Source organism: Cognatiyoonia sp. IB215446 (genome assembly GCF_033963825.1).
GTDB lineage: Bacteria > Pseudomonadota > Alphaproteobacteria > Rhodobacterales > Rhodobacteraceae > Yoonia.
The window spans coordinates 704,436-724,296 of the sequence record NZ_JAXBMD010000001.1 but is presented as its reverse complement, the minus strand read 5'-3'; the positions used below and the strand labels follow the sequence as shown (position 1 = coordinate 724,296).

General features: G+C 59.1%; 19 protein-coding genes. 8 read left to right on the top strand and 11 right to left on the bottom strand.

Annotated features, from left to right (window positions below; all coding sequences use genetic code 11):
- Window positions 1–4 precede the first annotated feature (4 nt).
- The gene (locus SLH49_RS03620; RefSeq protein WP_320267801.1) at window positions 5–991 is read right to left on the bottom strand and encodes a D-glycerate dehydrogenase; all 987 of its coding nucleotides are present in this window, start codon (window positions 989–991) and stop codon (window positions 5–7) included.
- A 107-nt stretch (window positions 992–1,098) separates the two neighbouring features.
- On the opposite strand from SLH49_RS03620, the gene SLH49_RS03615 reads away from it, so the two are divergent.
- A complete protein-coding gene (locus SLH49_RS03615; RefSeq protein ID WP_320267800.1) occupies window positions 1,099–1,629 on the top strand; it encodes an SH3 domain-containing protein in 531 nt (176 codons plus the stop codon).
- A gap of 49 nt (window positions 1,630–1,678) precedes the next feature.
- Window positions 1,679–2,587 (top strand): cation diffusion facilitator family transporter, encoded by a 909-nt coding sequence (locus SLH49_RS03610; RefSeq protein ID WP_320267799.1) that lies wholly within the window; start codon window positions 1,679–1,681, stop codon window positions 2,585–2,587.
- Between the two features lie 11 nt (window positions 2,588–2,598).
- Here SLH49_RS03610 and SLH49_RS03605 read toward each other — a convergent pair whose 3' ends face one another.
- The 7 genes from SLH49_RS03605 to SLH49_RS03575 form a co-directional block, all read right to left on the bottom strand.
- Window positions 2,599–4,626, bottom strand: coding sequence for a M3 family metallopeptidase (locus tag SLH49_RS03605; RefSeq protein WP_320267798.1), 2,028 nt, complete (start codon window positions 4,624–4,626; stop codon window positions 2,599–2,601).
- A gap of 50 nt (window positions 4,627–4,676) precedes the next feature.
- Window positions 4,677–5,465, bottom strand: a complete 789-nt coding sequence (locus SLH49_RS03600; RefSeq protein ID WP_320267797.1) for an amino acid ABC transporter permease — start codon at window positions 5,463–5,465, stop codon at window positions 4,677–4,679.
- A gap of 43 nt (window positions 5,466–5,508) precedes the next feature.
- Window positions 5,509–6,291, bottom strand: a complete 783-nt coding sequence (locus tag SLH49_RS03595) for a transporter substrate-binding domain-containing protein (RefSeq protein ID WP_320267796.1) — start codon at window positions 6,289–6,291, stop codon at window positions 5,509–5,511.
- A gap of 42 nt (window positions 6,292–6,333) precedes the next feature.
- Entirely contained in the window at window positions 6,334–7,395 is a 1,062-nt protein-coding gene (locus tag SLH49_RS03590) for a HesA/MoeB/ThiF family protein (RefSeq protein ID WP_320267795.1), read from the bottom strand.
- On the bottom strand, window positions 7,392–7,847 hold the full coding sequence (dut, locus tag SLH49_RS03585) for a dUTP diphosphatase (RefSeq protein ID WP_320267794.1): 456 nt from the start codon (window positions 7,845–7,847) through the stop codon (window positions 7,392–7,394). The genes SLH49_RS03590 and dut overlap by 4 nt, the downstream gene beginning before the upstream one ends.
- A complete protein-coding gene (coaBC, locus tag SLH49_RS03580) occupies window positions 7,844–9,037 on the bottom strand; it encodes a bifunctional phosphopantothenoylcysteine decarboxylase/phosphopantothenate--cysteine ligase CoaBC (RefSeq protein WP_320267793.1) in 1,194 nt (397 codons plus the stop codon). Before coaBC ends, dut begins: the two co-directional genes overlap by 4 nt.
- A gap of 65 nt (window positions 9,038–9,102) precedes the next feature.
- Window positions 9,103–9,981: an RNA polymerase factor sigma-32 gene (locus SLH49_RS03575; RefSeq protein ID WP_320238290.1), complete on the bottom strand. Its 879-nt coding sequence runs from the start codon at window positions 9,979–9,981 to the stop codon at window positions 9,103–9,105.
- Window positions 9,982–10,077: 96 nt separating this feature from the next.
- Between SLH49_RS03575 and cobU the strand changes: the two genes are divergently transcribed.
- From cobU to SLH49_RS03555, 4 genes are read left to right on the top strand one after another with little or no spacing between them, the layout of a single operon-like run.
- Entirely contained in the window at window positions 10,078–10,599 is a 522-nt protein-coding gene (gene cobU / locus SLH49_RS03570) for a bifunctional adenosylcobinamide kinase/adenosylcobinamide-phosphate guanylyltransferase (RefSeq protein ID WP_320267792.1), read from the top strand.
- Entirely contained in the window at window positions 10,596–11,174 is a 579-nt protein-coding gene (locus SLH49_RS03565; protein WP_320267791.1) for a histidine phosphatase family protein, read from the top strand. The genes cobU and SLH49_RS03565 overlap by 4 nt, the downstream gene beginning before the upstream one ends.
- A gap of 58 nt (window positions 11,175–11,232) precedes the next feature.
- Entirely contained in the window at window positions 11,233–11,922 is a 690-nt protein-coding gene (locus SLH49_RS03560; RefSeq protein ID WP_320267790.1) for a glutathione S-transferase, read from the top strand.
- Window positions 11,923–11,974: 52 nt separating this feature from the next.
- Window positions 11,975–13,489: a YifB family Mg chelatase-like AAA ATPase gene (locus SLH49_RS03555; RefSeq protein ID WP_320267789.1), complete on the top strand. Its 1,515-nt coding sequence runs from the start codon at window positions 11,975–11,977 to the stop codon at window positions 13,487–13,489.
- Here SLH49_RS03555 and gshB read toward each other — a convergent pair.
- The 3 genes from gshB to rsmI form a co-directional block, all read right to left on the bottom strand.
- Window positions 13,459–14,424 (bottom strand): glutathione synthase, encoded by a 966-nt coding sequence (gene gshB, locus SLH49_RS03550; protein WP_320267788.1) that lies wholly within the window; start codon window positions 14,422–14,424, stop codon window positions 13,459–13,461. The genes SLH49_RS03555 and gshB overlap by 31 nt on opposite strands.
- Window positions 14,425–14,594: 170 nt before the next feature.
- Window positions 14,595–14,951, bottom strand: a complete 357-nt coding sequence (locus SLH49_RS03545) for a YraN family protein (RefSeq protein WP_320267787.1) — start codon at window positions 14,949–14,951, stop codon at window positions 14,595–14,597.
- Window positions 14,948–15,808 carry a 16S rRNA (cytidine(1402)-2'-O)-methyltransferase gene (gene rsmI, locus SLH49_RS03540; protein WP_320267786.1) on the bottom strand — a complete coding sequence of 287 codons (861 nt, stop codon included), beginning with the start codon at window positions 15,806–15,808 and terminating at the stop codon, window positions 14,948–14,950. The genes SLH49_RS03545 and rsmI overlap by 4 nt, the downstream gene beginning before the upstream one ends.
- 86 nt (window positions 15,809–15,894) lie before the next feature.
- Between rsmI and SLH49_RS03535 the strand changes: the two genes are divergently transcribed.
- Window positions 15,895–17,079, top strand: a complete 1,185-nt coding sequence (locus SLH49_RS03535) for a penicillin-binding protein activator (protein WP_320267785.1) — start codon at window positions 15,895–15,897, stop codon at window positions 17,077–17,079.
- Window positions 17,039–19,852 carry a [protein-PII] uridylyltransferase gene (locus tag SLH49_RS03530; RefSeq protein ID WP_413785266.1) on the top strand — a complete coding sequence of 938 codons (2,814 nt, stop codon included), beginning with the start codon at window positions 17,039–17,041 and terminating at the stop codon, window positions 19,850–19,852. Before SLH49_RS03535 ends, SLH49_RS03530 begins: the two co-directional genes overlap by 41 nt.
- The last annotated feature ends 9 nt before the right edge of the window (window positions 19,853–19,861 follow it).

Genomic DNA, 19,861 nt, shown 5'->3' with positions numbered 1-19,861 from the left:
AGAATCACAACATAGACGGAACGACCAGATCAGGCGGCCTGTGACCATCCTCAAAGGTCTTTATGTTGATTATAACCTTCTCGCCCATTTCGATACGGCCTTCGAGCGTTGCCGAACCCATATGTGGCAAAAGTATCGCATTCGGCAGCTCTTGCAGCCTTGGGTTGATCATCGGTCCCCGTTGAAAGACGTCAAGACCGGCTCCCGCAATCTCGCCGGCACGTAACATGCGGGTCAGCGCGTTCTCATCGATCACCTCGCCGCGCGAGGTATTCACGATAACCGCATCGGGCTTCATCAGTTTCAGCCGCCGCGCATTCATCAGATGAAATGTCGAGGGCGTATGCGGGCAGTTGATCGACAGAATATCGACGCGCGCGACCATCTGATCCAAGCTGTCCCAGTAGGTGGCCTCCAGCGCCTCTTCAATTTCGGGGCGCAGGCGTTTGCGGTTATGATAATGCACCTGCATGCCAAAGACGGCGGCCCGCCGGGCCACGGCCTGACCAATACGCCCCATGCCGAGAATCCCAAGCCGACGCCCTTTGATCCGACCGCCCATCATCGCGGTGGGTGACCAGCCCGACCATTCCTGCGATTGCGCGATGCGCAGCCCCTCGGCCATGCGGCGCGTCACGGCGAGGATCAGGGCCATGACCATGTCTGCCGTATCCTCTGTCACGACACCGGGCGTGTTCGAGACATGGATGCCGCGTTGGCGTGCGGTGGCCACGTCAATGTTGTCGACCCCGGCCCCAAAATTGGCGATCAACTTGAGCCGTTCGCCAGCACGCGCCAGAAGTCTGGCATCAATCTGATCCGTAATTGTCGAAACCAGAACATCGGCCTGGCTCATTGCTGCGGCGAGTTCGTCACAGGTCATGGGCGTATCATCGTCACGCAGCGCCACATCAAACAGCTCTTTCATCCGGGTCTCGACCACTTCAGGCAACCGTCGCGTCACGACAACACTCAACCGCTTACCTGGCATTGAGATACCTCCCACGGGTTTTCAAGAACGTCTTCCCATGGCAGGTTGCGCCAAAGGGACGCGCAGCACAAGAACCGCGCGCCAAATGAAAGCAGTAAGGGCAGAAAATGCGAAACGTGGTGAAGCGGCTTTGCGCGATGCTGGGCGTTCTTTGTCTTTTGACAAACCTGGCCAGCCACGCCGCCGCCCAACCGGTGAATGAGACTCCAACACTGGGGCCGGAGACGAACCTGCCATTGCCACGTTTCGTTTCGCTCAAGACATCCGAGTCCAATGTGCGGCGGGGGCCGTCCTTGTCACATCGGATCGATTGGGTCTTCACGCGCCGCCATATGCCACTGCAGGTGATAGCAGAATATGGCCATTGGCGCCGGGTCATTGACCGCGACGGACAAGGCGGGTGGGTGCATTACACCATGCTGTCAGGCGCACGAACTGTCCTGATTGACGGTGAGATCACTGCTCTGCGTGCCCGGCCTGAAGAAGACGCGCTCGAAAACGCGATGCTGGAACCTGGGGTGATCGCGCGGCTTGGACAATGTACGCCCGAATGGTGCCGGCTGACCGCGGGCGGCTATCGTGGTTGGGCGCCCAAGACAACCCTTTGGGGTGTCGCTGAAAGCGAGATTCGCGATTAAGCCGTTCCGCAGTTGGCGTCTTGCGGTGCAATATGCATGATGCAGTCTGATGTCCTTGCGCCGCGACAACCAGCTTAACCTTTCCGCCGGGATCCTATCGGTCACCGTTGCGCTCACTCTGGTGATCGTCAAGCTCTGGGCCTACGGCCAAACCGGCTCGCTCGCCGTCGCGGCGAGCCTTGCGGACAGTGCGATGGATTTGATGGTGTCGTTGGGCGGCTTGATTGCTATCGCCTATGCGGCAAAGCCCGCCGATGAAGACCACAATTTCGGCCACAGCTCGGCTGAGGATCTTGCAGCACTTGGTCAATCGCTTTTCATCCTCGTCTCGGCAGGAGTGATCGCCACGGCAGCTTTACTGCGGTTGATATCGGGCGAAGCTACTTTCCCTGAGCGTGAGGGGCTTGGCATTACCCTAATGCTTTTCGCCGTCGCAATAACGCTGGGACTTGTGATGTGGCAACGCTACGTCGCCCGCAAGACCGACAACAAGGTCGTGCGCGCAGACAGCCTGCACTACCTCGGCGATCTGATCCCGAATGTCGGCGCAATCCTCGCGCTTTGGGCCTCAGGCACATTCGGGCTGCACCAGATCGACAGCGTCGTGGCCCTTGGTGCGGCGGCATTGCTGATCGTCGGGGCACTCAGGATCGGCAAATCGGCCTGGGATGCATTGATGGACAAACAGGCCGACCCCGACATGATAGCGGGCATCTGCGCCATCACCGAAGGTTTCGACGGCGTGCACGGTTACCACGACCTGAAAACCCGTGTCGCGGGCAGCAAGGTCTTTGTCAATTTGCATATCGAGTTGGATGGCGCGCAAAGCCTTGATGAGGCGCACGCGATCGGGGCCGCACTCAGGCGCGCGATCATCGCGGCCTACCCCCGCGCTGATGTGCTGATCCACAAAGACCCTGTTGGCGTCGAGCGTCACCCCGAAGACAACCGAGCCTGACCGCCGCGCAGTCAGGCCGCTTTGTCCAGACCCCGCCCTTTCAACAGCGCCTCGACACCGGGCAGACGACCACGGAACGCGGTGTAAAGCTCCGCCGCATCGACCGATCCACCTGACGACAGCACAGTCTCTTCCAGTCGCTTCGCCACATCTTGATCAAATGGACCGCCCGCCTCTTCAAAGGCGGCAAAGGCGTCGGCATCCATCACTTCTGACCACATGTAGCTGTAATAGCCGCTGGAATAGCCATCACCGGCAAAGACATGCGCAAAATGGGGTGTCGCGTGGCGCATGCGGATCGCATGCGGCATCCCGATCTCTTCTAGAATTTCGGCCTGTTTTTGCATTGGATCGCTCGGCGCGGGCCCGTCGTGGAAGCCCAGATCAACAAGGGCCGAGGCCACATATTCGACCGTCTGAAATCCCATGTCGTAGGTGGATGCGCCCAGCATCCGATCAAGCAGATCCTGCGGCATCGGTTCACCTGTTTCGGCATGGGTAGCAAACTCGCTCAGAACCGCTGGCACTTCCAGCCAATGCTCGTAAAGCTGGCTGGGCAGCTCCACGAAATCTCGCGCAACGGATGTACCGCTCATGCTTTCATAGGTCACATCTGACAGCATCTGGTGCAGCGCATGCCCGAATTCGTGAAACAGCGTGCGCGCATCGTCATAGGACAAAAGCGCGGGCTTACCCTCTTCGGGCTTGGCAAAGTTGCAGACGTTCAGAACAAGCGGTTGCGCCACACCGCCATGACGTTTCTGCACGCGCATCGCGGTGCACCAAGCACCCGACCGCTTTGAGTTCCGCGCAAAATAATCGCCCATGAACACGGCAACATGTTCTCCGTCGCGGGTCACCTCCCACAGCCGGACATCCGGGTGATAACGCGGCCCTTCGATCTCTTTGAACTCCAGTCCGAACAAGCGGCCAGCGCAGGTGAAGCTCGCTGCGATCATCCGCTCAAGCTGCAGATAAGGTTTCAGTTCAGCCTCATCGAGATCGTGTAGTTCTTTGCGCCGCTTCTCGGAATAGAACCACCAATCCCACGGCTGCAGCGGGCCGTTCCAACCATCGGCGTGCAGCATCCGCTCAAGCACTTCGGCATCCGCATCGGCGGCCGCCTTGGCCGGCCGCCAGACCTGCATCAGGAGATCGCGCACCGCGTCCGGGGTCTTGGCCATTTCCGTTTCCAGCTTGAAATCGGCAAAGGTTTCATAGCCCAAAAGTGCTGCCCGCTTTTCGCGCAGTTTCAGCGTCTCAGCCGCGATGGCGCGGTTATCGGTCTTGCCGCCATTGGCACCGCGGGCCACCCAGGCCTCGTAAGCCTTCTGGCGCAGATCGCGCCGCTCGGAGAATTGCAGAAACGGGACGATCAAGGACCGAGACAAGGTCACGACCGGACCATCCGACTCTTTCTCTGCCCCCGCAGCCTTGGCAGTCGCCAGCACGAAATCCGGCAGCCCCTGCAGGTCATCTGGCCCCAGCGGCATGAACCAGTCGCGTTCATCGGCCAAAAGGTTCTGCATGAAATCCGTGCCAAGAACGGAAAGCCGCGATTTGACCTCGCGCAGTTCCTCCTCCGGTGCACCGCTGAGTTGCGCACCGGCCCGCACGAAACTGCGCCGCTTCAGCATCAACAGACGCTGTTGTTCAGGTGTGAGATCGAGGCCTTCACGCGCTTGCCACACGGCCTCAATTCGCGCATACAGCTTCTTGTTCTCTACAACTTCCGATCCATACGCGCTCAGTTTCGGCGCAAATTCCCGCTGTAACGCCTCGCGCTTGTCGTTGCTGTCGGCACCGGCGACTGCGTAAAACGTGCTCAGGACCCGGTTGAGCGCATCTTCGGTCGCCTCCAGCGCCGCGATCGTGTTTTCAAAAGTGGCAGGCTCTGCACTCTCTGCAATGGCGGCGATGTTCGCGCGGGCTTCATCCATCGCGATGTCCATCGCCGGGGCGTAATCATCATCCGAAATCAGATCAAAGGGCGGCATTTCAAACGGGGTGGACCAATCGGCAAGCAGCGGGTTTGTCATGGCAGTTCTCCTTTGGGGCTAACCTAGGGTGCACCCGCAGAAGTTGCCACCTACCTCTCGCGCATCCGCCTTTCAAATTTGCGCAAAGCCAGCGAAAGCGTGATGGTGATCGTCAGATACACCAGCGCCACGACGTTATAGGTCTCAAAATACCGGAAATTGCCCGCCGCCGTGACCTTGCCCAATTGGGTGACGTCCGTCACGCCCAGCACACTGACGAGTGACGAATCCTTTACCATCGCTACAAAATCATTGCCCAAAGGCGGCAGGATCACCCGCAAAGCCTGCGGAAAGACGATCAGGCGAAAGCGCTGCCAGCGCGATAAGCCCAGTGCCTCCGCCGCCTCAATCTGGCCCTTGTCGATGGATTGCAACCCGGCGCGAAAGACCTCGGCGAGAAAGGACGCATAAGCGAGCGTGAGCGCAATAACCGCCCGCCAAAGCAGCGAGAAATCGCGGGTGCGGATCGGTTCTAACCCCAACTGCCCCAGGACCCAGTTCCAGCCCGCCACCATGGCAGGTGCTAGGACGAAGGCCACGTAGAGCAGGAGGACGATAATCGGAATACCGCGCATCACCTCGATGTAGAAGCGGGAGATCTGGCGCAAAACGATGGATTTCGACAGCTGCGCCAGCGCTAGCCCCAGCCCCAGCAGACAGGCGAGCGTGTAGGCAACAATGGTCACATAAATCGTGACCCAGATGCCCCGGCGCAACGTGTTGAGAACACGCGAATACTCCTCGACCGTCAGGACTTGCCAAAACAGGTAAAGACCAATCGCCAACACGGCGACCAGCCACCAGGGAAAGTCATCATCGTTCGGAGATGCGGGTAACATGCGAGGGCGTCCCGGGCCTGACCCGGGACCTCCACTTCAGGGTTCACTCACCCAGCTTGTAGTCAAGGAACCACTTTGTATTCAGCGCCTCAATCGTGCCATCAGCCCACATATCGGCAATGGCGGCGTTGATCGGTTCAACCAGATCGGAGCCCTTGGGATAGATAAAGCCGAAATCCTCGGTCCCCAGTTTCTCACCAATGATCTTCAACCCGCCATCAGACGCCTCGACATAACCGTTACCCGCCGTGCCGTCGGTCAGAACCAGATCAACATCGCCCGCGCGCAAGGCCTGCACGGTTGCACCGAAGGTTTCCATCAGCTTGATCCTTGGGTTCGCCTCGTCGCCATCCAGCACGTCATAGACACCAACATAGAAGGGCGTCGTGCCGGGTTGTGCGGCCATCAGCAGGTCGTCATCGGCGGCAAAGCTCGCCGCATCGGTGAACCTCTCTTCATCACCGCGTACCATCATCACCATTTCAGATGTCATGTATTTGTCTGAAAAATCAACAACTTCCGCCCGATCCTCACGGATCGTGATCCCAGTCATCCCCAGATCAAACTGTCCTTCGGACACAGCGGGGATCATCGCGTCCCAACTGATGTTCTCATAGACAATCGTCGCGTTCAGCCTCTCGGCAATCTCGGCCATCGCATCATACTCCCAGCCGACCGCGTCACCGTTACCGTCGATAAACTGCAAGGGCGGATAGGCGTTCTCGGTCACCACGACAATCTCGCGCCCGTCCAGATCAGGCAAATGGCCGTCGGCGACAGCGGACGTGGCAAAAAGTGCCGCAGCAAGCACGGTTAGAATACGCATCAACATCTCCCCAGTTTTGTCATTTGGACCGCAGTATGAAGGTCAGGCCTTGACGTGCAAGCCCTTGCCGCCGCAAGCGGCACAATCGGCGCGTGGTTTGATGCTGATGGTCCTTGTCTGCGCATAAAGTGCGTCATAAATCAGCAACTTGCCGCCCAGACCCTCACCCGCTCTGGTGATCACTTTCAGCGCCTCAACCGCCATCATCGCGCCGATCACACCCGGCAACGGTCCGATCACGCCGGCCTCGGCACAGGACGGCACGAGGACCGGATCAGGGGCCTCAGGAAAGACGCAGGCATAGCATGGGGTGCCTTTCGCCGGGTCATAAAGGCTGATCTGTCCTTCCCATTGGGTCAGGGCCGCTGCGATCAGCGGTTTGCGTTTCTCAATCGCGGTCGCATTCACCAGATAACGGGTGTCGAAATTGTCCGTGCCATCGAGAATAAGATCGTAATCGTCAAAGAGATCTGCCGCGATCTCTGCCGTCAGGCGGCGGTGATAGGGGCGCACGGTCACGAAAGGGTTCTGTGCTGTCATCGCCTCGGCCGCTGAATGCACCTTTGGCATGCCGATATTCCGATCAAGATGGATGACCTGCCTTTGCAGGTTGGCGTTTTCGACCACGTCATCGTCGATCACACCAATTGTCCCGACCCCGGCTGCGGCAAGATATTGCAGCGCGGGCGCGCCCAAGCCCCCTGCCCCGACAGCGAGCACTTTCGCGTTCCGCAGCGCCTTTTGCCCCGGCCCACCAATCTCGCGCAGCACGATGTGGCGCGCATAGCGGTCGAGTTCCGTTTCGGAAAAACTGTCCGACGGCGGCGCAGGGGCGTTGCTTTCCCGCGCCACAACGCGGGCACGCAAGTTGCCCAGCGCGCGGCGATACCCCCAGACCATGAAGCCGAAGGCGATGAGCAGCCCCCAAAGCCGGGCATCTCCACCCGTTGCCATGCGCAAAGGATGCCCGTTCGGCAGGATCACATGCAGCATCATCACCCCGACCAGCAGGATGCCCATCATGTTCCAGCGCACCGCATATGGCACCTTCATCGCGATACCGATCCCCCAAAGGGTCGCAGCCATGGCACCGACCATAATCATAGACCGGTTGACCCGAACCCGCCCGCGCCGCGCAGTGTTGCGTCAAGCATGTCAACTTGTGCCATGTTTGCCTGGATCATGGGGGCAACAACCATCTGCGCGATGCGCATCCCATGGGTGATCGTGAAATCCTCCTGCCCCAAATTGATCAGGATCACGCCGACGGGACCCCGATAGTCGCTGTCAATCGTGCCGGGGGTATTCACCAGCGTCACACCATGTTTCAGCGCCAGCCCAGATCGTGGCCGCACTTGCACTTCGTAGTTCGGCGGGATCGCCATGTGAAACCCGGTGGAGATCAACGCACGGTCGCCGGGTTGCAGCACGACGGGGTGCTTGCCTTCCAGATTGGCGCGCAGATCGGCCCCGGCCGCTCCGGCGGTTTCGTAGCTTGGCAGGCCAAGCGTCTGATCAGCCCCCTCAGCCCATTGCAACCGGATTTCGACCGTCACGAGACAGCCTCGGCAATGCGTTGTGCCAGCTTCTGCGCAACCGCATCTTTGGACATGCGGGGCCAAGTCTCGGCGCCATCATCGGTGATCAGCGTCACCGCGTTCTCCTGCCCGCCCATGATGCCCGTCTCAGGCGACACGTCATTGGCCACGATCCAGTCACAACCCTTGCGCGCCCGCTTTGCAGTCGCATGTGCGATGACATCATTTGTCTCTGCCGCAAAGCCAATGACAAGCGGCGGACGCCCCTCCTGCCGTTGCGCAATGGTCGCGAGGACGTCGGGGTTTTCAGCCAGTTCCAGCGCAGGCAGTGCGCTGCCCTCTTTCTTGATCTTCTGTGCCCCGGCATTGACCACATGCCAATCCGCCACGGCGGCTGCAAAGATCGCCACCTCTGCCAGTGGTGCGGCCTCAACAGCTCGTAGCATCTCTTGCGCGGTCTCGATCCGAACGACGTTCACCCCAGCGGGGGGGGGCACACCCGCCGGACCGGTCACAAAGGTGACGTCCGCGCCAATTGCGGCGAGCGCTTTGGCAATGGCCGTTCCTTGCGCGCCCGATGAGCGATTAGCGATGTAGCGCACCGGATCAATGGGTTCATGGGTCGGGCCGGATGTCACGAGGATGTGCCGCCCCTTTAGCGGCCCATCACCCAACGCGGCATCAATCGCGGCGATGATTTCGGGCACTTCCGCCATGCGCCCCGGGCCGTATTCGCCACAAGCCATATCGCCCTCGTTCGGGCCGACAACCAGCACGCCATCGCCTTGCAAGGTCGCAAGACTGCGCTGGGTGGCGGGATGCTCCCACATGCGCACATTCATCGATGGCGCGATCAGCACGCGTTTATCCGTCGCCAATAGCAATGTTGACGCCAAATCGTCGGCATGCCCGCCGACCATCTTGGCCATCAGATCAGCCGTTGCTGGCGCGACAACGATGAGGTCTGCAGCGCGCGACAACTCGATATGCCCCATCTCGGCCTCGTCAGTGAGATCAAAGAGGTCTTGATAGATTTTCGTGGCGGAAAGCGCCGACAGGCTGAGTGGCGTCACAAACTCCGAACCCGCGCGCGTCAAAACTGGTGTGACCTGTACCCCTTGTTCGCGCAAGCGACGCACCAAATCCAACGACTTAAATGCGGCGATGCCGCCCCCAACGATCAATAATATATGTTTGCCAGCCAGCATCGGGCTCTCCGGTCTGTAGTCGGGCTGACACTAGGTCAGATCAGACCGGAAAGACAATGATGCGCTCAGGCAAAGAAGGCGTGCACTTCCGAGCTTTGTGCCTCAAGGCTTTTGCGCATTTTCCCGAAAGCTGCCGCTTCCAGCTGGCGCACGCGCTCCTTCGACAGGCCAAGCTCTGTCCCCAGGCTCTCCAGTGTCCGGGGGTCATCACGCAGCTTGCGTTCCCGCACGATAAACTGCTCACGGTCATTCAGCGCCGACAGCGCCGTCATCAGCCACTGACGCAGTGTTTCATTGTCATGGTTGTTTTCCACCGTCTCTGACGCCTGCGGGCCGTCATCTTCAAGCGCATCAATCCACTCGCGGCCTTCGTCATCGCTTGATTGCGTGGCGTTGAGCGAGAAATCAGAGCCGGACAGGCGCCCTTCCATCATCTCAACATCGTGCAGCGGTACGCCCACTTCGATGGCGATGAGTTCCCGCATCTCCTGACGGTCAAGTTCGCGACCCTCTGCCGCCGCTTCCCGTTCAAGCCGCGCTTGCACCCGGCGCATGTTGAAGAAAAGCGACTTTTGCGAAGACGTCGACCCGGTCCGGACCATCGACCAGTTGCGCATCACGTAATCCTGGATCGACGCCTTGATCCACCAGACAGCGTATGTCGAGAAGCGCACCCCACGGTCAGGGTCGAACTTGTCTGCCGCCTTCATAAGGCCCACGGACGCCTCTTGGATAAGGTCGTTCATCGGGGCGCCGTAGCGCTTAAATTTAGAAGCCATGGAAATCGCAAGACGCATATACGCAGTGATCAGGCGGTGCAGCGCTTCTTCATCCCGGTCGTCACGCCACGCATAGGCCAGCGCAAGCTCTGTTTCTGCATCAAGCAGCTCTGCTTTCATCGCCGTACGTGACAAACTTTGATCAGAAAAACCGGTGACACCCATGTTTATTCTCCCAATTCGCCGTGCGAGGCATTAACTTTTTTCTCAAGTGTTATTACGCAGGGTCACGAAGACTGGATCACATAAAGTATTTAGGAAATGTTACCCAAGATTTCCCTCGTGTTGGGCGGTGCGGCTTCGGGTAAGTCCGCCTATGCCGAAAATCTGGTTCTGAGCATGGGGTTAGCGCCGATCTACATCGCGACGGCGCAGAGCTTTGACGACGAGATGACCGCGAAAATTGCTGCTCATCAAGGGGCGCGTGACGCTAAATGGCATACCATCGAAGAACCGATTGACCTGCCTGCAGTGCTCGCCCAGCGCTCCTCTGATCAGGCTGTCTTGATCGATTGCGCAACGCTTTGGCTTAGCAACCTTCTGTTGGAGGAGCATGATCTTGATGCCCGCTGCGCTGACCTCATCACCGCGCTCCAAAACTGTGATGCACCAGTTACAGTCGTCTCAAACGAAGTCGGTCAGGGCGTTGTGCCGGACAATGCGCTCGCCCGCCGTTTTCGTAATGCGCAGGGGCGATTGAACCAGCAGATCGCAAGCATCGCTGACCGGGTTGTGGTGGTGATGGCGGGGCTGCCCATGACGCTCAAAGATCAATCGCAATGACCCGGCTCTGGTGGGTGCGGCACGGGCCGACACATGAAAAAGCCTTTGTCGGGTGGCGGGACGTACCTGCGGATTTATCCGATCAGGCTCTGATTGATCGTGTCGCGCGTTACTTGCCGTCAGAGGCCGCAATTGTGTCCTCTGACCTCAGCCGTGCAGTTACGACCGCCGACGCCATCGGAAGAAATCGAAAGCGTTTGGCACACCATACCGGGTTGCGCGAGTTCAATTTTGGCCTTTGGGATGGTTTGCGTTTTGATGAAGTCACCGCCCGTGACCCGGACCTCAGCCGCCGTTTTTGGGAGGAGCCGGGCGATCTTGCCCCTCCAGACGGCGAAAGTTGGAATGCAGTTGCAAGTCGCGTGAATGACGCCGTTGATGATCTGATCCGCGCATGCCCTGATCAAGATCTTATTCTCGTCGCGCATATTGGCGTGATCATGACGCAAATCCAGCGCGCCGCAGGATGCAGCGCCTACGAGGCGATGGGCCATCACATCGACAATCTGTCGGTCACGGACATGACGTTGGCAGCCGACCACTGGGAAATCGGGCGGATCAATCACATTGCGTGATGGGCCGCGTCACGAATGATCGTTCGTGAATTTGCAGCACGCACGCTAGCGTCGCTGCATGACATATGACCTCTATATTGGCGATCGCACCTTCAGCAGTTGGTCCTTACGCGCCTGGCTGTTGTTCGAAAAGTTCAACATCCCCTTCAAGACGCATCTCGTTGGCTTATATGCGGGCACCTACCGCAGCGAATTGGCCCCTATGCCGCCGGCCCGCACCGTGCCCGCAGTGCGAACGCCTGAGGGTCATGTTTTGTCAGACAGCCTGGCCATCGCCGAAACACTGGCAGAGCGGCACCCGGATATCGCGCTCTATCCCGCCGACCCCGCCGCGCGCGCATTGGCGCGGTCCATTACCGCCGAGATGCATTCGAGTTTCCTCGCCCTGCGCAGTGATTGCCCCAATATGATCACCCATGTCTGGGACGGGTTTATGCCGTCAGACGCCGTGCGAGCAGATATCACCCGGATTGAAGCGCTTTGGGCCTTGGCGAAAGAGCATCATGGTCAGGAAGGACCGTGGCTGTTTGGCGCATACACGATTGCCGATGCATTCTATGCACCCGTGGCCATGCGCATCACGGCGTATGACCTGCCGATCAACGCGGCCTCGCAAACCTATGTAGACAATCACCTGAAAGATCCCGCATTCGTGGCATGGCGTGAGGCCTCAAGGGCCGAGACCTACGACCCTTGGCCCTATCCGATGGAACTTGGCCGCAAGCCATGGCCGGGTGACATGGGTTAACCATTCCTCAACCAGCGGCAATTACCCGTTAACCACGTTAGGGGAGATGGGTATGGTCGCAGTGACCTACACGGTGGCATTTGAAGGCATTGAGGCGCGGCTGGTCGAGGTCCAATGCGCGGTCACGCCCGGCATACCGGCGTTTTCGATTGTGGGATTGCCGGACAAGGCCGTGTCAGAGGCGCGGGAACGCGTGCGCGCGGCGCTGACTTCCATGGCCATCGCGCTGCCATCAAAACGGATCACGGTGAACCTGTCGCCCGCGGACCTGCCCAAGGAGGGGTCGCATTTCGATTTGCCAATCGCCTTGGCCCTGCTGGCCGCGCTTGAGATTATCCCGCGCGAGGATGCCGAGCAGACGGTGGCATTGGGCGAGTTGTCCTTGGACGGCACGTTGGTGCCCGTCGTCGGCGCCTTGCCGGCCGCAATGGCCGCCGCAAGGGATGATCGCACACTCCTGTGCCCGCAAGCTTGCGGGGCCGAAGCCGCCTGGGTTGGCGCGGCAAATGTCATTGCGCCGCGTAGTCTGGGTGACGTGATCCGACATTTTACTGGCCAGTCAGTGATGTCTGCGTCGGAGCCGGGCGAAGTTCACAATGGTGCGGCACAACGCGACCTGTCCGAAGTGAAGGGGCAGGAACGGGCCAAAAGGGCTTTGGAAATCGCGGCAGCGGGCCGCCATCACCTGCTACTCGTTGGCTCCCCCGGATCGGGCAAATCCATGCTGGCGGCGCGCATTCCCGGCATCCTGCCGCCGCTGACGCCGGCAGAAGCGCTTGAGACGTCAATGATCCATTCGCTTTCCGGATTGCTTGACGAAGGCGGGATCAACCGGGATCGGCCTTTTCGCGAACCCCACCATACCGCCTCTATGGCCGCCATCGTGGGTGGCGGGCGCGGCGCCAAACCGGGGGAGATCAGCCTTGCCCATAATGGTGTGCTGTTCATGGACGAATTCCCCGAGTTTCCGCGGACCGTCCTAGAGACGCTGCGTCAGCCGATTGAAACCGGCGATGTCGTCGTGGCCCGCGCCAACGCCCATGTGCGTTATCCTTGTCGTTTTATGCTGGTGGCCGCCGCGAACCCTTGCAAATGCGGCTACCTGGCCGACCCTGCCCGCGCCTGCGCGCGGGTCCCCGTCTGCGGTGAGGATTACATGGGCCGCATCTCTGGCCCGCTGATGGACCGGTTTGATCTGCGGATTGAGGTGCCACCCGTCGCATTCACCGATCTGGACCTTCCGGAAACTGGTGAAAGCTCATCCGCAATCGCGGCGCGTGTGCTTGCTGCTCGCGATATGCAATCGGCGCGGTTTTCCGGACATGACAACGCACGCGTGAACGCCGATGCGGAAGGGCATCTGCTTGAAGAGATCGCAACCCCCGACACAGAAGGGCGTGGGCTGCTTGTCAAAGTGGCCGAGCGATTTGGCCTTTCCGCACGCGGCTATCATCGGGTCCTGCGCGTCGCCCGCACGATTGCGGATCTCGCCGGGTCAGACGACGTTCGAAAACCTCATGTGGCTGAGGCTGTCAGCTACCGGCTTGCGATGACGGCAGAGGTATAGCGGCGCGCCTCGATAGCTTGCCAGATCTTTTCGGCAATATTGACACCGTCAAACCTTTCAAGCTCCTGAATGCCCGTTGGTGACGTCACATTGATCTCGGTCAGCCAGTCGCCGATCACGTCAATGCCGACAAAAATCTGCCCTTTCTCTTTCAAGAGCGGCCCGATCCGGGCGCAAATCTCGCGATCCCGTTCGGTGAGCGCCACTTTCTCCGGACGTCCCCCCACATGCATGTTCGAACGTGTCTCGCCCGCCGCGGGCACACGGTTGATGGCACCCGCAGGCTCGCCATCGACAAGGATGACACGCTTGTCGCCTTCACTAACGGCTGGCAGGAACTTCTGCATGATCAAGGGCTCGCGGTTGATGCCCGCGAAAAGCTCATGCAGTGATGCCAAATTGCTGTCACCCGTCTTCAGCTTGAATACACCAGCGCCGCCATTGCCATAAAGCGGTTTCAGAATGACATCACCGTGTGTGGCACGAAATGCCTTTAACGTATCGAGGTCACGGGCAATCATGGTTGGCGGCGTCAGATCTGGAAACTCTAGCACCAACAGCTTTTCGGGATAGTTCCGCACCCAGAAGGGATCGTTCACGACGAGGGTATCTGGATGGATCATGTCCAATAGATGCGTTGTCGTGATGTAGCCCATGTCAAAGGGCGGATCCTGGCGGAGCCAAACCACGTCAAAATCAGCGAGCCTCACGGTTTCTTCATTGCCGAGGGTAAAATGGTCACCCGTGACCCTTCGCACCGTCAGCGGCCACCCTCCTGCCACAACATCACCTGCATCATAGGCCAGTTTATCGGGGGTGTAGTAAAAGAGTTCATGGCCCCGCGCCTGCGCCTCTTCCGCAATCCGGAATGTGCTGTCGGCATCAATGTCGATAGGTCCAATCGGGTCCATCTGAAACGCGATTTTCAGCGGCATGGCGGTGACCTCTTTGGTTACTTGTTTCCGCTGTTACATGACGCAGCGCGGCATGGCACGCAATGGGGTCATAATGCGCCGCAAAAATTCGAGGTAACGCTTGATCGCCTTCGAAATTGCTTTCCGCACCCTGCTCTGCTGAGCGTTCGAACGTCCGACCCCAAATTGGTTTAGGCTTCCATAAAGGCGTTCTCGATCACCTTGACCGCGCCTCGGCCGTCAACCATGGCCAGATCAAATCGCACATCGGTCAATTGTCCACGCGGTTCGCCGGCCAGAAACTCTGATGCGGCCACACACAAACGATCCATCTGTCGCCGACCCAGGCGCGCCGCCGCCCGACCGAAGGATTTGCTTTTCTTGACCTCGACAAAGACAACCTGATCGCCGTCACGCGCGATCAGGTCAATCTCTCCGCCTTCTCCACGCCATCGTTTTGCGACCACTTGATGCTGACGGTTTTCGTAATCCCGAGCAACCGCAGCCTCGGCTGATATGCCCGCATGATATCCAACAGACCCTGTCATTCCTCATCCTTCATCTGCAGCGCGATCTGATAGACCTGCCTGCGGGGCAGACCCAGCGCACCGGCCACCACTGTCGCGGCGTCTTTGATACGCATTGTCTTCATGGCCTCTTGCAAAGCGGCGGCAACATCCATGTCAGCGACGTCATCCGCGCCTTGTCGGCCCACAAGGACAACCAGCTCGCCCTTCACGGACCGGTTTGCGAATGCATCCGCAACTTCGCCCAATGTCCCGCGCGTTATCTCCTCAAACCGTTTTGTCAGTTCGCGACAAACAACCGTTTCCCGCTCTGCCCCCAGAACATCGCGCAAATTACCTAACATTTCCCCAATGCGTTTCGGACTTTCATAAAATACCAACGTGAAGGGCACATCGCGCAGTGCCGCGATTTCGGTTTCGCGTTGCGTCTTTGCGGCTGGCAGGAAACCCACAAATGCAAATCGGTCAGTCGCAAGGCCTGATGCGGTAAGCGCAGCCAGCACAGCGGATGGGCCGGGTGCTGAGATCACGGGTAAATCTGCTGCTATCACGCCGCGCGCCAACTCATAGCCGGGATCAGCTACCAGGGGCGTGCCCGCTTCCGATGCGTAAGCGACGGATTTGCCCGACGCAATCTCGGCCACTAGGCGTTCCACGTCAGCCACCGCGCTATGATCATGAAACGCAACAAGCTGGCGCCCGTTGAGCGGCACGCCGTGAATATCCATCAACTTGCGGGTCGTACGCGTATCTTCAGCCGCGATCACATCGGCGCTCGCCAGAATATCAAGCGCGCGCAGCGTGATATCGCGTGCGGCACCAATAGGTGTAGCCACAAAATACAATCCGGCGGACAGTGGCTTGGTGACAAAATTCATCTCTGGACCCGCCTGTCCCCTGCATTATGATGCCCTCAGCTGGCGGCGGACCAAAACCGGCGCATGATCCAGGAGGGATATCAGCCATGTTTGCTTGTTTCCGCACCGCCCGCAAGGCGACGTTGCGCATTTTTGTCTTGCTGTCATTCGCCTGGCTGGCTGCCTGCGATGTCACGCTTAGCGCTGACGCAAATGTCGGCCCGCAGATTGACCCTGATGACCCCGTGCAGGTAGCCCTGCTGGTTCCCGGCGGATCGGCCCAATCGACGGACAATCAACTGGCGCAGAACTTTGAGAATGCCGCACGTTTGGCAATCGCCGATCTGGAAGGCGCTTCGATTGAATTGCGCGTCTATAATACCGGGGGCGGCGATCCGACACAGGCTGCGACCGTTGCTGCACAGGCCGTCAATGATGGTGCAAAGATCATCATTGGCCCGCTCTACGCCGAAGCGGCAAATGCCGCTGGCGTCGCCGTTGCCAGCCGCAACGTCAATATTCTTGCATTCAGCAATAACCCGTCCATTGCGGGTGGCAACGTGCTTGTCCTTGGCGCGACCTTCAACAATACCGCGAACCGCTTGACCCGTTACGCAAACCGGCAGGGGATCAGCAGATATGCTGTTGTGCATGGCAATGACCTTGCAGGCGACGTCGGGCGAGACGCAATTACGCGCGCCGTGCAATCGAATGGCGGCCAGGTTGTGGCGGTTGAAAGCTATCCGCTTTCGCAGCAGGGTATCTTCAGTTCAACGAACCGCATGGTCTCAAGCGTTCGGAATTCCGGCGCGCAGGCGGTATTTACGACGGCCGGTGCCGCGGCAGACCTCCCGATTGTGGCAACGGCCTTGCCAGATGCGGGCATGAATACCGAGAACAGCCGTTTCATCGGCCTGACCCGGTGGGACACTGTTCCACAATTGCTGGCCCTTCCGGGGCTTGAGGGTGGCCTCTTTGCATTGCCCGACCAGTCAACGCAAACCTTGTTCGAAAACCGCTATGCGGCGACCTATGGGGCGCAACCGCACCCGCTTGCGGGGCTGGCCTATGACGGAATCGCTGCTATCGGGGCATTGGTTGCGTCGGGCAATGATGACGCATTGAAGAAAGCTGCATTAACAACTTCGCAAGGTTTCCGTGGGACAGCGGGTGTTTTCCGGCTTTTGCCCAATGGTCTGAACGAACGCGCTTTGGCCATTGCAACAATTGAAGAAAATCAGGTGGTGATCCTTGAACAAGCCCCACGCAGCTTTGGTGGCGCAGGGCTCTGACGCGCTTCTGACCGCTACTGATGACGCGCCGGACGATCTTATCTGTCGGGCGGAGTCGATTTTCGACAAAGCCGCCGTGATAGCAGACATCATGGCGCAGGTTGCGGACGCGACCTCCGAAAAGGAAGTGCGCGCGATCAGCGTGGCCGTCATACGCCGCGCACGTGACACGGGCCGGGAAAGCATCGCAGAGGCATTTCGCGCCGCTCCTTTTGCATCACGCCCCACAACCCGCGCCTATAGCTGGCTGGCCGATCAGATCGTGTGCACCGTCCTCGAGGTTTCGACCACGATCCTGCACAAACTCGCCAACCCGACAGAAAGCGAGCGGCTGACGCTCATCGCTGTCGGCGGCTCTGGCCGTGGCGAAATGGCACCTTACTCGGACATCGACCTTCTCTTTCTGACACCCTACAAGATCACTCCCTGGGCCGAGAGCGTGATCGAGTCCATGCTTTACATGCTGTGGGATCTGAAGCTGAAGATCGGCCATGCCAGCCGCACCATCAAGGATTGCGTCCGCCTGGCGCGTGAGGATTACACGATACGCACTTCACTGGTCGAATACCGGTTCCTCGCGGGCGACCGCGGGCTTGCCAATGAGCTGGGCCAGCGTTTGTGGAGCGATCTTTTCCAATCCTCGGCGCGCGATTTCATTGATGCCAAGCTAATCGAACGCGACGAGCGGCACCGCAAACAGGGCGGCCAGCGATATGTGGTTGAGCCCAACGTAAAAGAAGGCAAGGGCGGCCTGCGCGACCTGCAATCCCTGTTCTGGATCAGCAAATACGTCAATGACGTTAAAGACGCCGCTGATCTGGTCAATCTAGGCGTGTTCACAACTGAAGAATTTGAGACCTTCGTTACCGCCGAAGACTTTCTTTGGGCAGTGCGTTGCCATTTGCATCTGATTGCAGGTCGAGCGGTCGATCAGCTGACATTTGATATGCAGGTCGAGGTCGCGGAGGCCATGGGCTACCGTGATCACGGGGGACGGCGCGCGGTTGAGCATTTCATGCAGGCCTATTTCAGACAGGCGACGCGGGTGGGTGAACTGACCCGCATCTTCCTGACCGCGCTTGAGGCGAACCACACCAAGCGTGAACCCATGCTGGTGCGGCTCTTTACCCGCCGCAAGAAGGCCAAGCCGCCCTACGCAATCAAGCAGAACCGCCTCACCATCGCGGACAAGGCGGCATTTTTTGAAGACAAACTGAACATGTTGCGCATCTTTGAAGAGGCACTGCGGACGGGCACGCTCTTACATCCCGATGCGATGCGTATGATCTCGGCCAATCTTGATGTCATTGATGAAGACCTGCGACAGAACAAGGAAGCGCGGCGCATATTTCTTGACCTGCTGCTCAAACACGGCAACCCGGAACGCGCCCTGCGCCGGATGAACGAGCTTGGGGTGCTGAGCGCTTTCATCCCCGAATTCGCCCCGATTGTCGCGATGATGCAGTTCAACATGTATCACCATTTCACCGTGGATGAGCATACGATCCAATGTATCAGCAACCTGTCCCAAATCGAACGCAAAAGACTGATCGAAGAGCTGCCTGTCGCATCCGGCATTCTGGATCGTGGGGTGAACCGCAAGGTGCTTTATGTGGCACTGTTGCTGCACGACATCGGCAAGGGGCGCGACGAGGATCATTCGGTCCTCGGAGCGCAAATCGCACGGAAAGTGGCACCACGGCTTGGGCTGAACAAGAAGGAATGTGAGACGGTCGAATGGCTCATCCGGTATCACCTTCTCCTCTCGGACGTGGCGCAGAAGCGCGATATTACCGAGCCGTTCACCATTAGCGGCTTTGCAAAGGCAGTGAAATCCGTCGAACGCCTGGATTTGCTGACCGTGTTGACGGTCTGCGACATTCGGGGTGTTGGGCCGGGCACTTGGAACAACTGGAAAGCGGTGCTGATCCGCAACCTTTACCGCGCAACGAAAGAGGCCCTTGAAACCGGCATCGAAGACCTCAGCCGCGACCGGCTGGAGACCGAGGCCAAGCGGGGGCTGCGCGAAGCCCTTGCCGATTGGGACGCCAAATCACAGAAGACCGAAATCGGGCGGCATTACGGGCCCTATTGGCAGGGCATGCCGCTGGCCGCACAGGTCATCTTTGCAGGGCTTTTGCGGGACATTCCCGACGATGAGGTACGCATTGATCTGATGCTCGACGAAGATCGTGACGCGACCCGTGCCTGCTTTGCCATGGTCGACCATCCCGGCCTCTTCAGCCGGATGACGGGGGCCTTGGCGCTTGTCGGGGCCAATATTGTGGACGCGCGCACGTACACATCCAAAGACGGCTACGCGACAGCAGTCTTTTGGGTGCAGGACAATGACGGCAACCCTTACGATGAAACCCGCCTGCCGCGCCTGCGCCAGATGATCGCCAAAACGCTGAAAGGCGAGGTCGTGCCGCGCGAGGCGCTGAAAGACAAAGACAAGCTCAAGAAACGCGAGCGTCCGTTCGAAGTGCCGACGAATATCAGCTTCGACAATGATGGTTCCGAGATTTACACGATCATTGAGGTCGACACGCGCGACCGTCCCGGACTTCTGTTCGATTTGACACGAACTCTTGCGAATAACCACGTCTATATCGCCTCAGCCGTAATCGCGACATACGGAGAGCAGGTTGTGGACACCTTCTACGTCAAAGATCTTGTGGGGCTGAAATTCCACTCCGAGGCCAAACGCGCCGGATTGGAGCGCAAATTGCGCGAGGCCATCGCGCAAGGGGCTGAGCAGGCTAAGTCTTGAAGGCGTCGG

Excerpts from the sequence above, each read along its gene's own strand:
- SLH49_RS03620 (WP_320267801.1), bottom strand. The coding sequence starts at position 991 with ATGCCAGGTAAGCGGTTGAGTGTTGTCGTGACGCGACGGTTGCCTGAA.
- SLH49_RS03575 (WP_320238290.1), bottom strand. The coding sequence starts at position 9,981 with ATGGGTGTCACCGGTTTTTCTGATCAAAGTTTGTCACGTACGGCGATG.
- cobU (WP_320267792.1), top strand. The coding sequence starts at position 10,078 with ATGTTACCCAAGATTTCCCTCGTGTTGGGCGGTGCGGCTTCGGGTAAG.
- gshB (WP_320267788.1), bottom strand. The coding sequence starts at position 14,424 with ATGCCGCTGAAAATCGCGTTTCAGATGGACCCGATTGGACCTATCGAC.
- SLH49_RS03600 (WP_320267797.1), bottom strand. The coding sequence starts at position 5,465 with ATGTTACCCGCATCTCCGAACGATGATGACTTTCCCTGGTGGCTGGTC.
- SLH49_RS03615 (WP_320267800.1), top strand. The coding sequence starts at position 1,099 with ATGCGAAACGTGGTGAAGCGGCTTTGCGCGATGCTGGGCGTTCTTTGT.
- SLH49_RS03595 (WP_320267796.1), bottom strand. The coding sequence starts at position 6,291 with ATGCGTATTCTAACCGTGCTTGCTGCGGCACTTTTTGCCACGTCCGCT.
- SLH49_RS03610 (WP_320267799.1), top strand. The coding sequence starts at position 1,679 with ATGTCCTTGCGCCGCGACAACCAGCTTAACCTTTCCGCCGGGATCCTA.
- coaBC (WP_320267793.1), bottom strand. The coding sequence starts at position 9,037 with ATGCTGGCTGGCAAACATATATTATTGATCGTTGGGGGCGGCATCGCC.
- SLH49_RS03535 (WP_320267785.1), top strand. The coding sequence starts at position 15,895 with ATGTTTGCTTGTTTCCGCACCGCCCGCAAGGCGACGTTGCGCATTTTT.
- SLH49_RS03565 (WP_320267791.1), top strand. The coding sequence starts at position 10,596 with ATGACCCGGCTCTGGTGGGTGCGGCACGGGCCGACACATGAAAAAGCC.
- SLH49_RS03605 (WP_320267798.1), bottom strand. The coding sequence starts at position 4,626 with ATGACAAACCCGCTGCTTGCCGATTGGTCCACCCCGTTTGAAATGCCG.
- SLH49_RS03555 (WP_320267789.1), top strand. The coding sequence starts at position 11,975 with ATGGTCGCAGTGACCTACACGGTGGCATTTGAAGGCATTGAGGCGCGG.
- SLH49_RS03545 (WP_320267787.1), bottom strand. The coding sequence starts at position 14,951 with ATGACAGGGTCTGTTGGATATCATGCGGGCATATCAGCCGAGGCTGCG.
- SLH49_RS03590 (WP_320267795.1), bottom strand. The coding sequence starts at position 7,395 with ATGATTATGGTCGGTGCCATGGCTGCGACCCTTTGGGGGATCGGTATC.
- SLH49_RS03560 (WP_320267790.1), top strand. The coding sequence starts at position 11,233 with ATGACATATGACCTCTATATTGGCGATCGCACCTTCAGCAGTTGGTCC.
- rsmI (WP_320267786.1), bottom strand. The coding sequence starts at position 15,808 with ATGAATTTTGTCACCAAGCCACTGTCCGCCGGATTGTATTTTGTGGCT.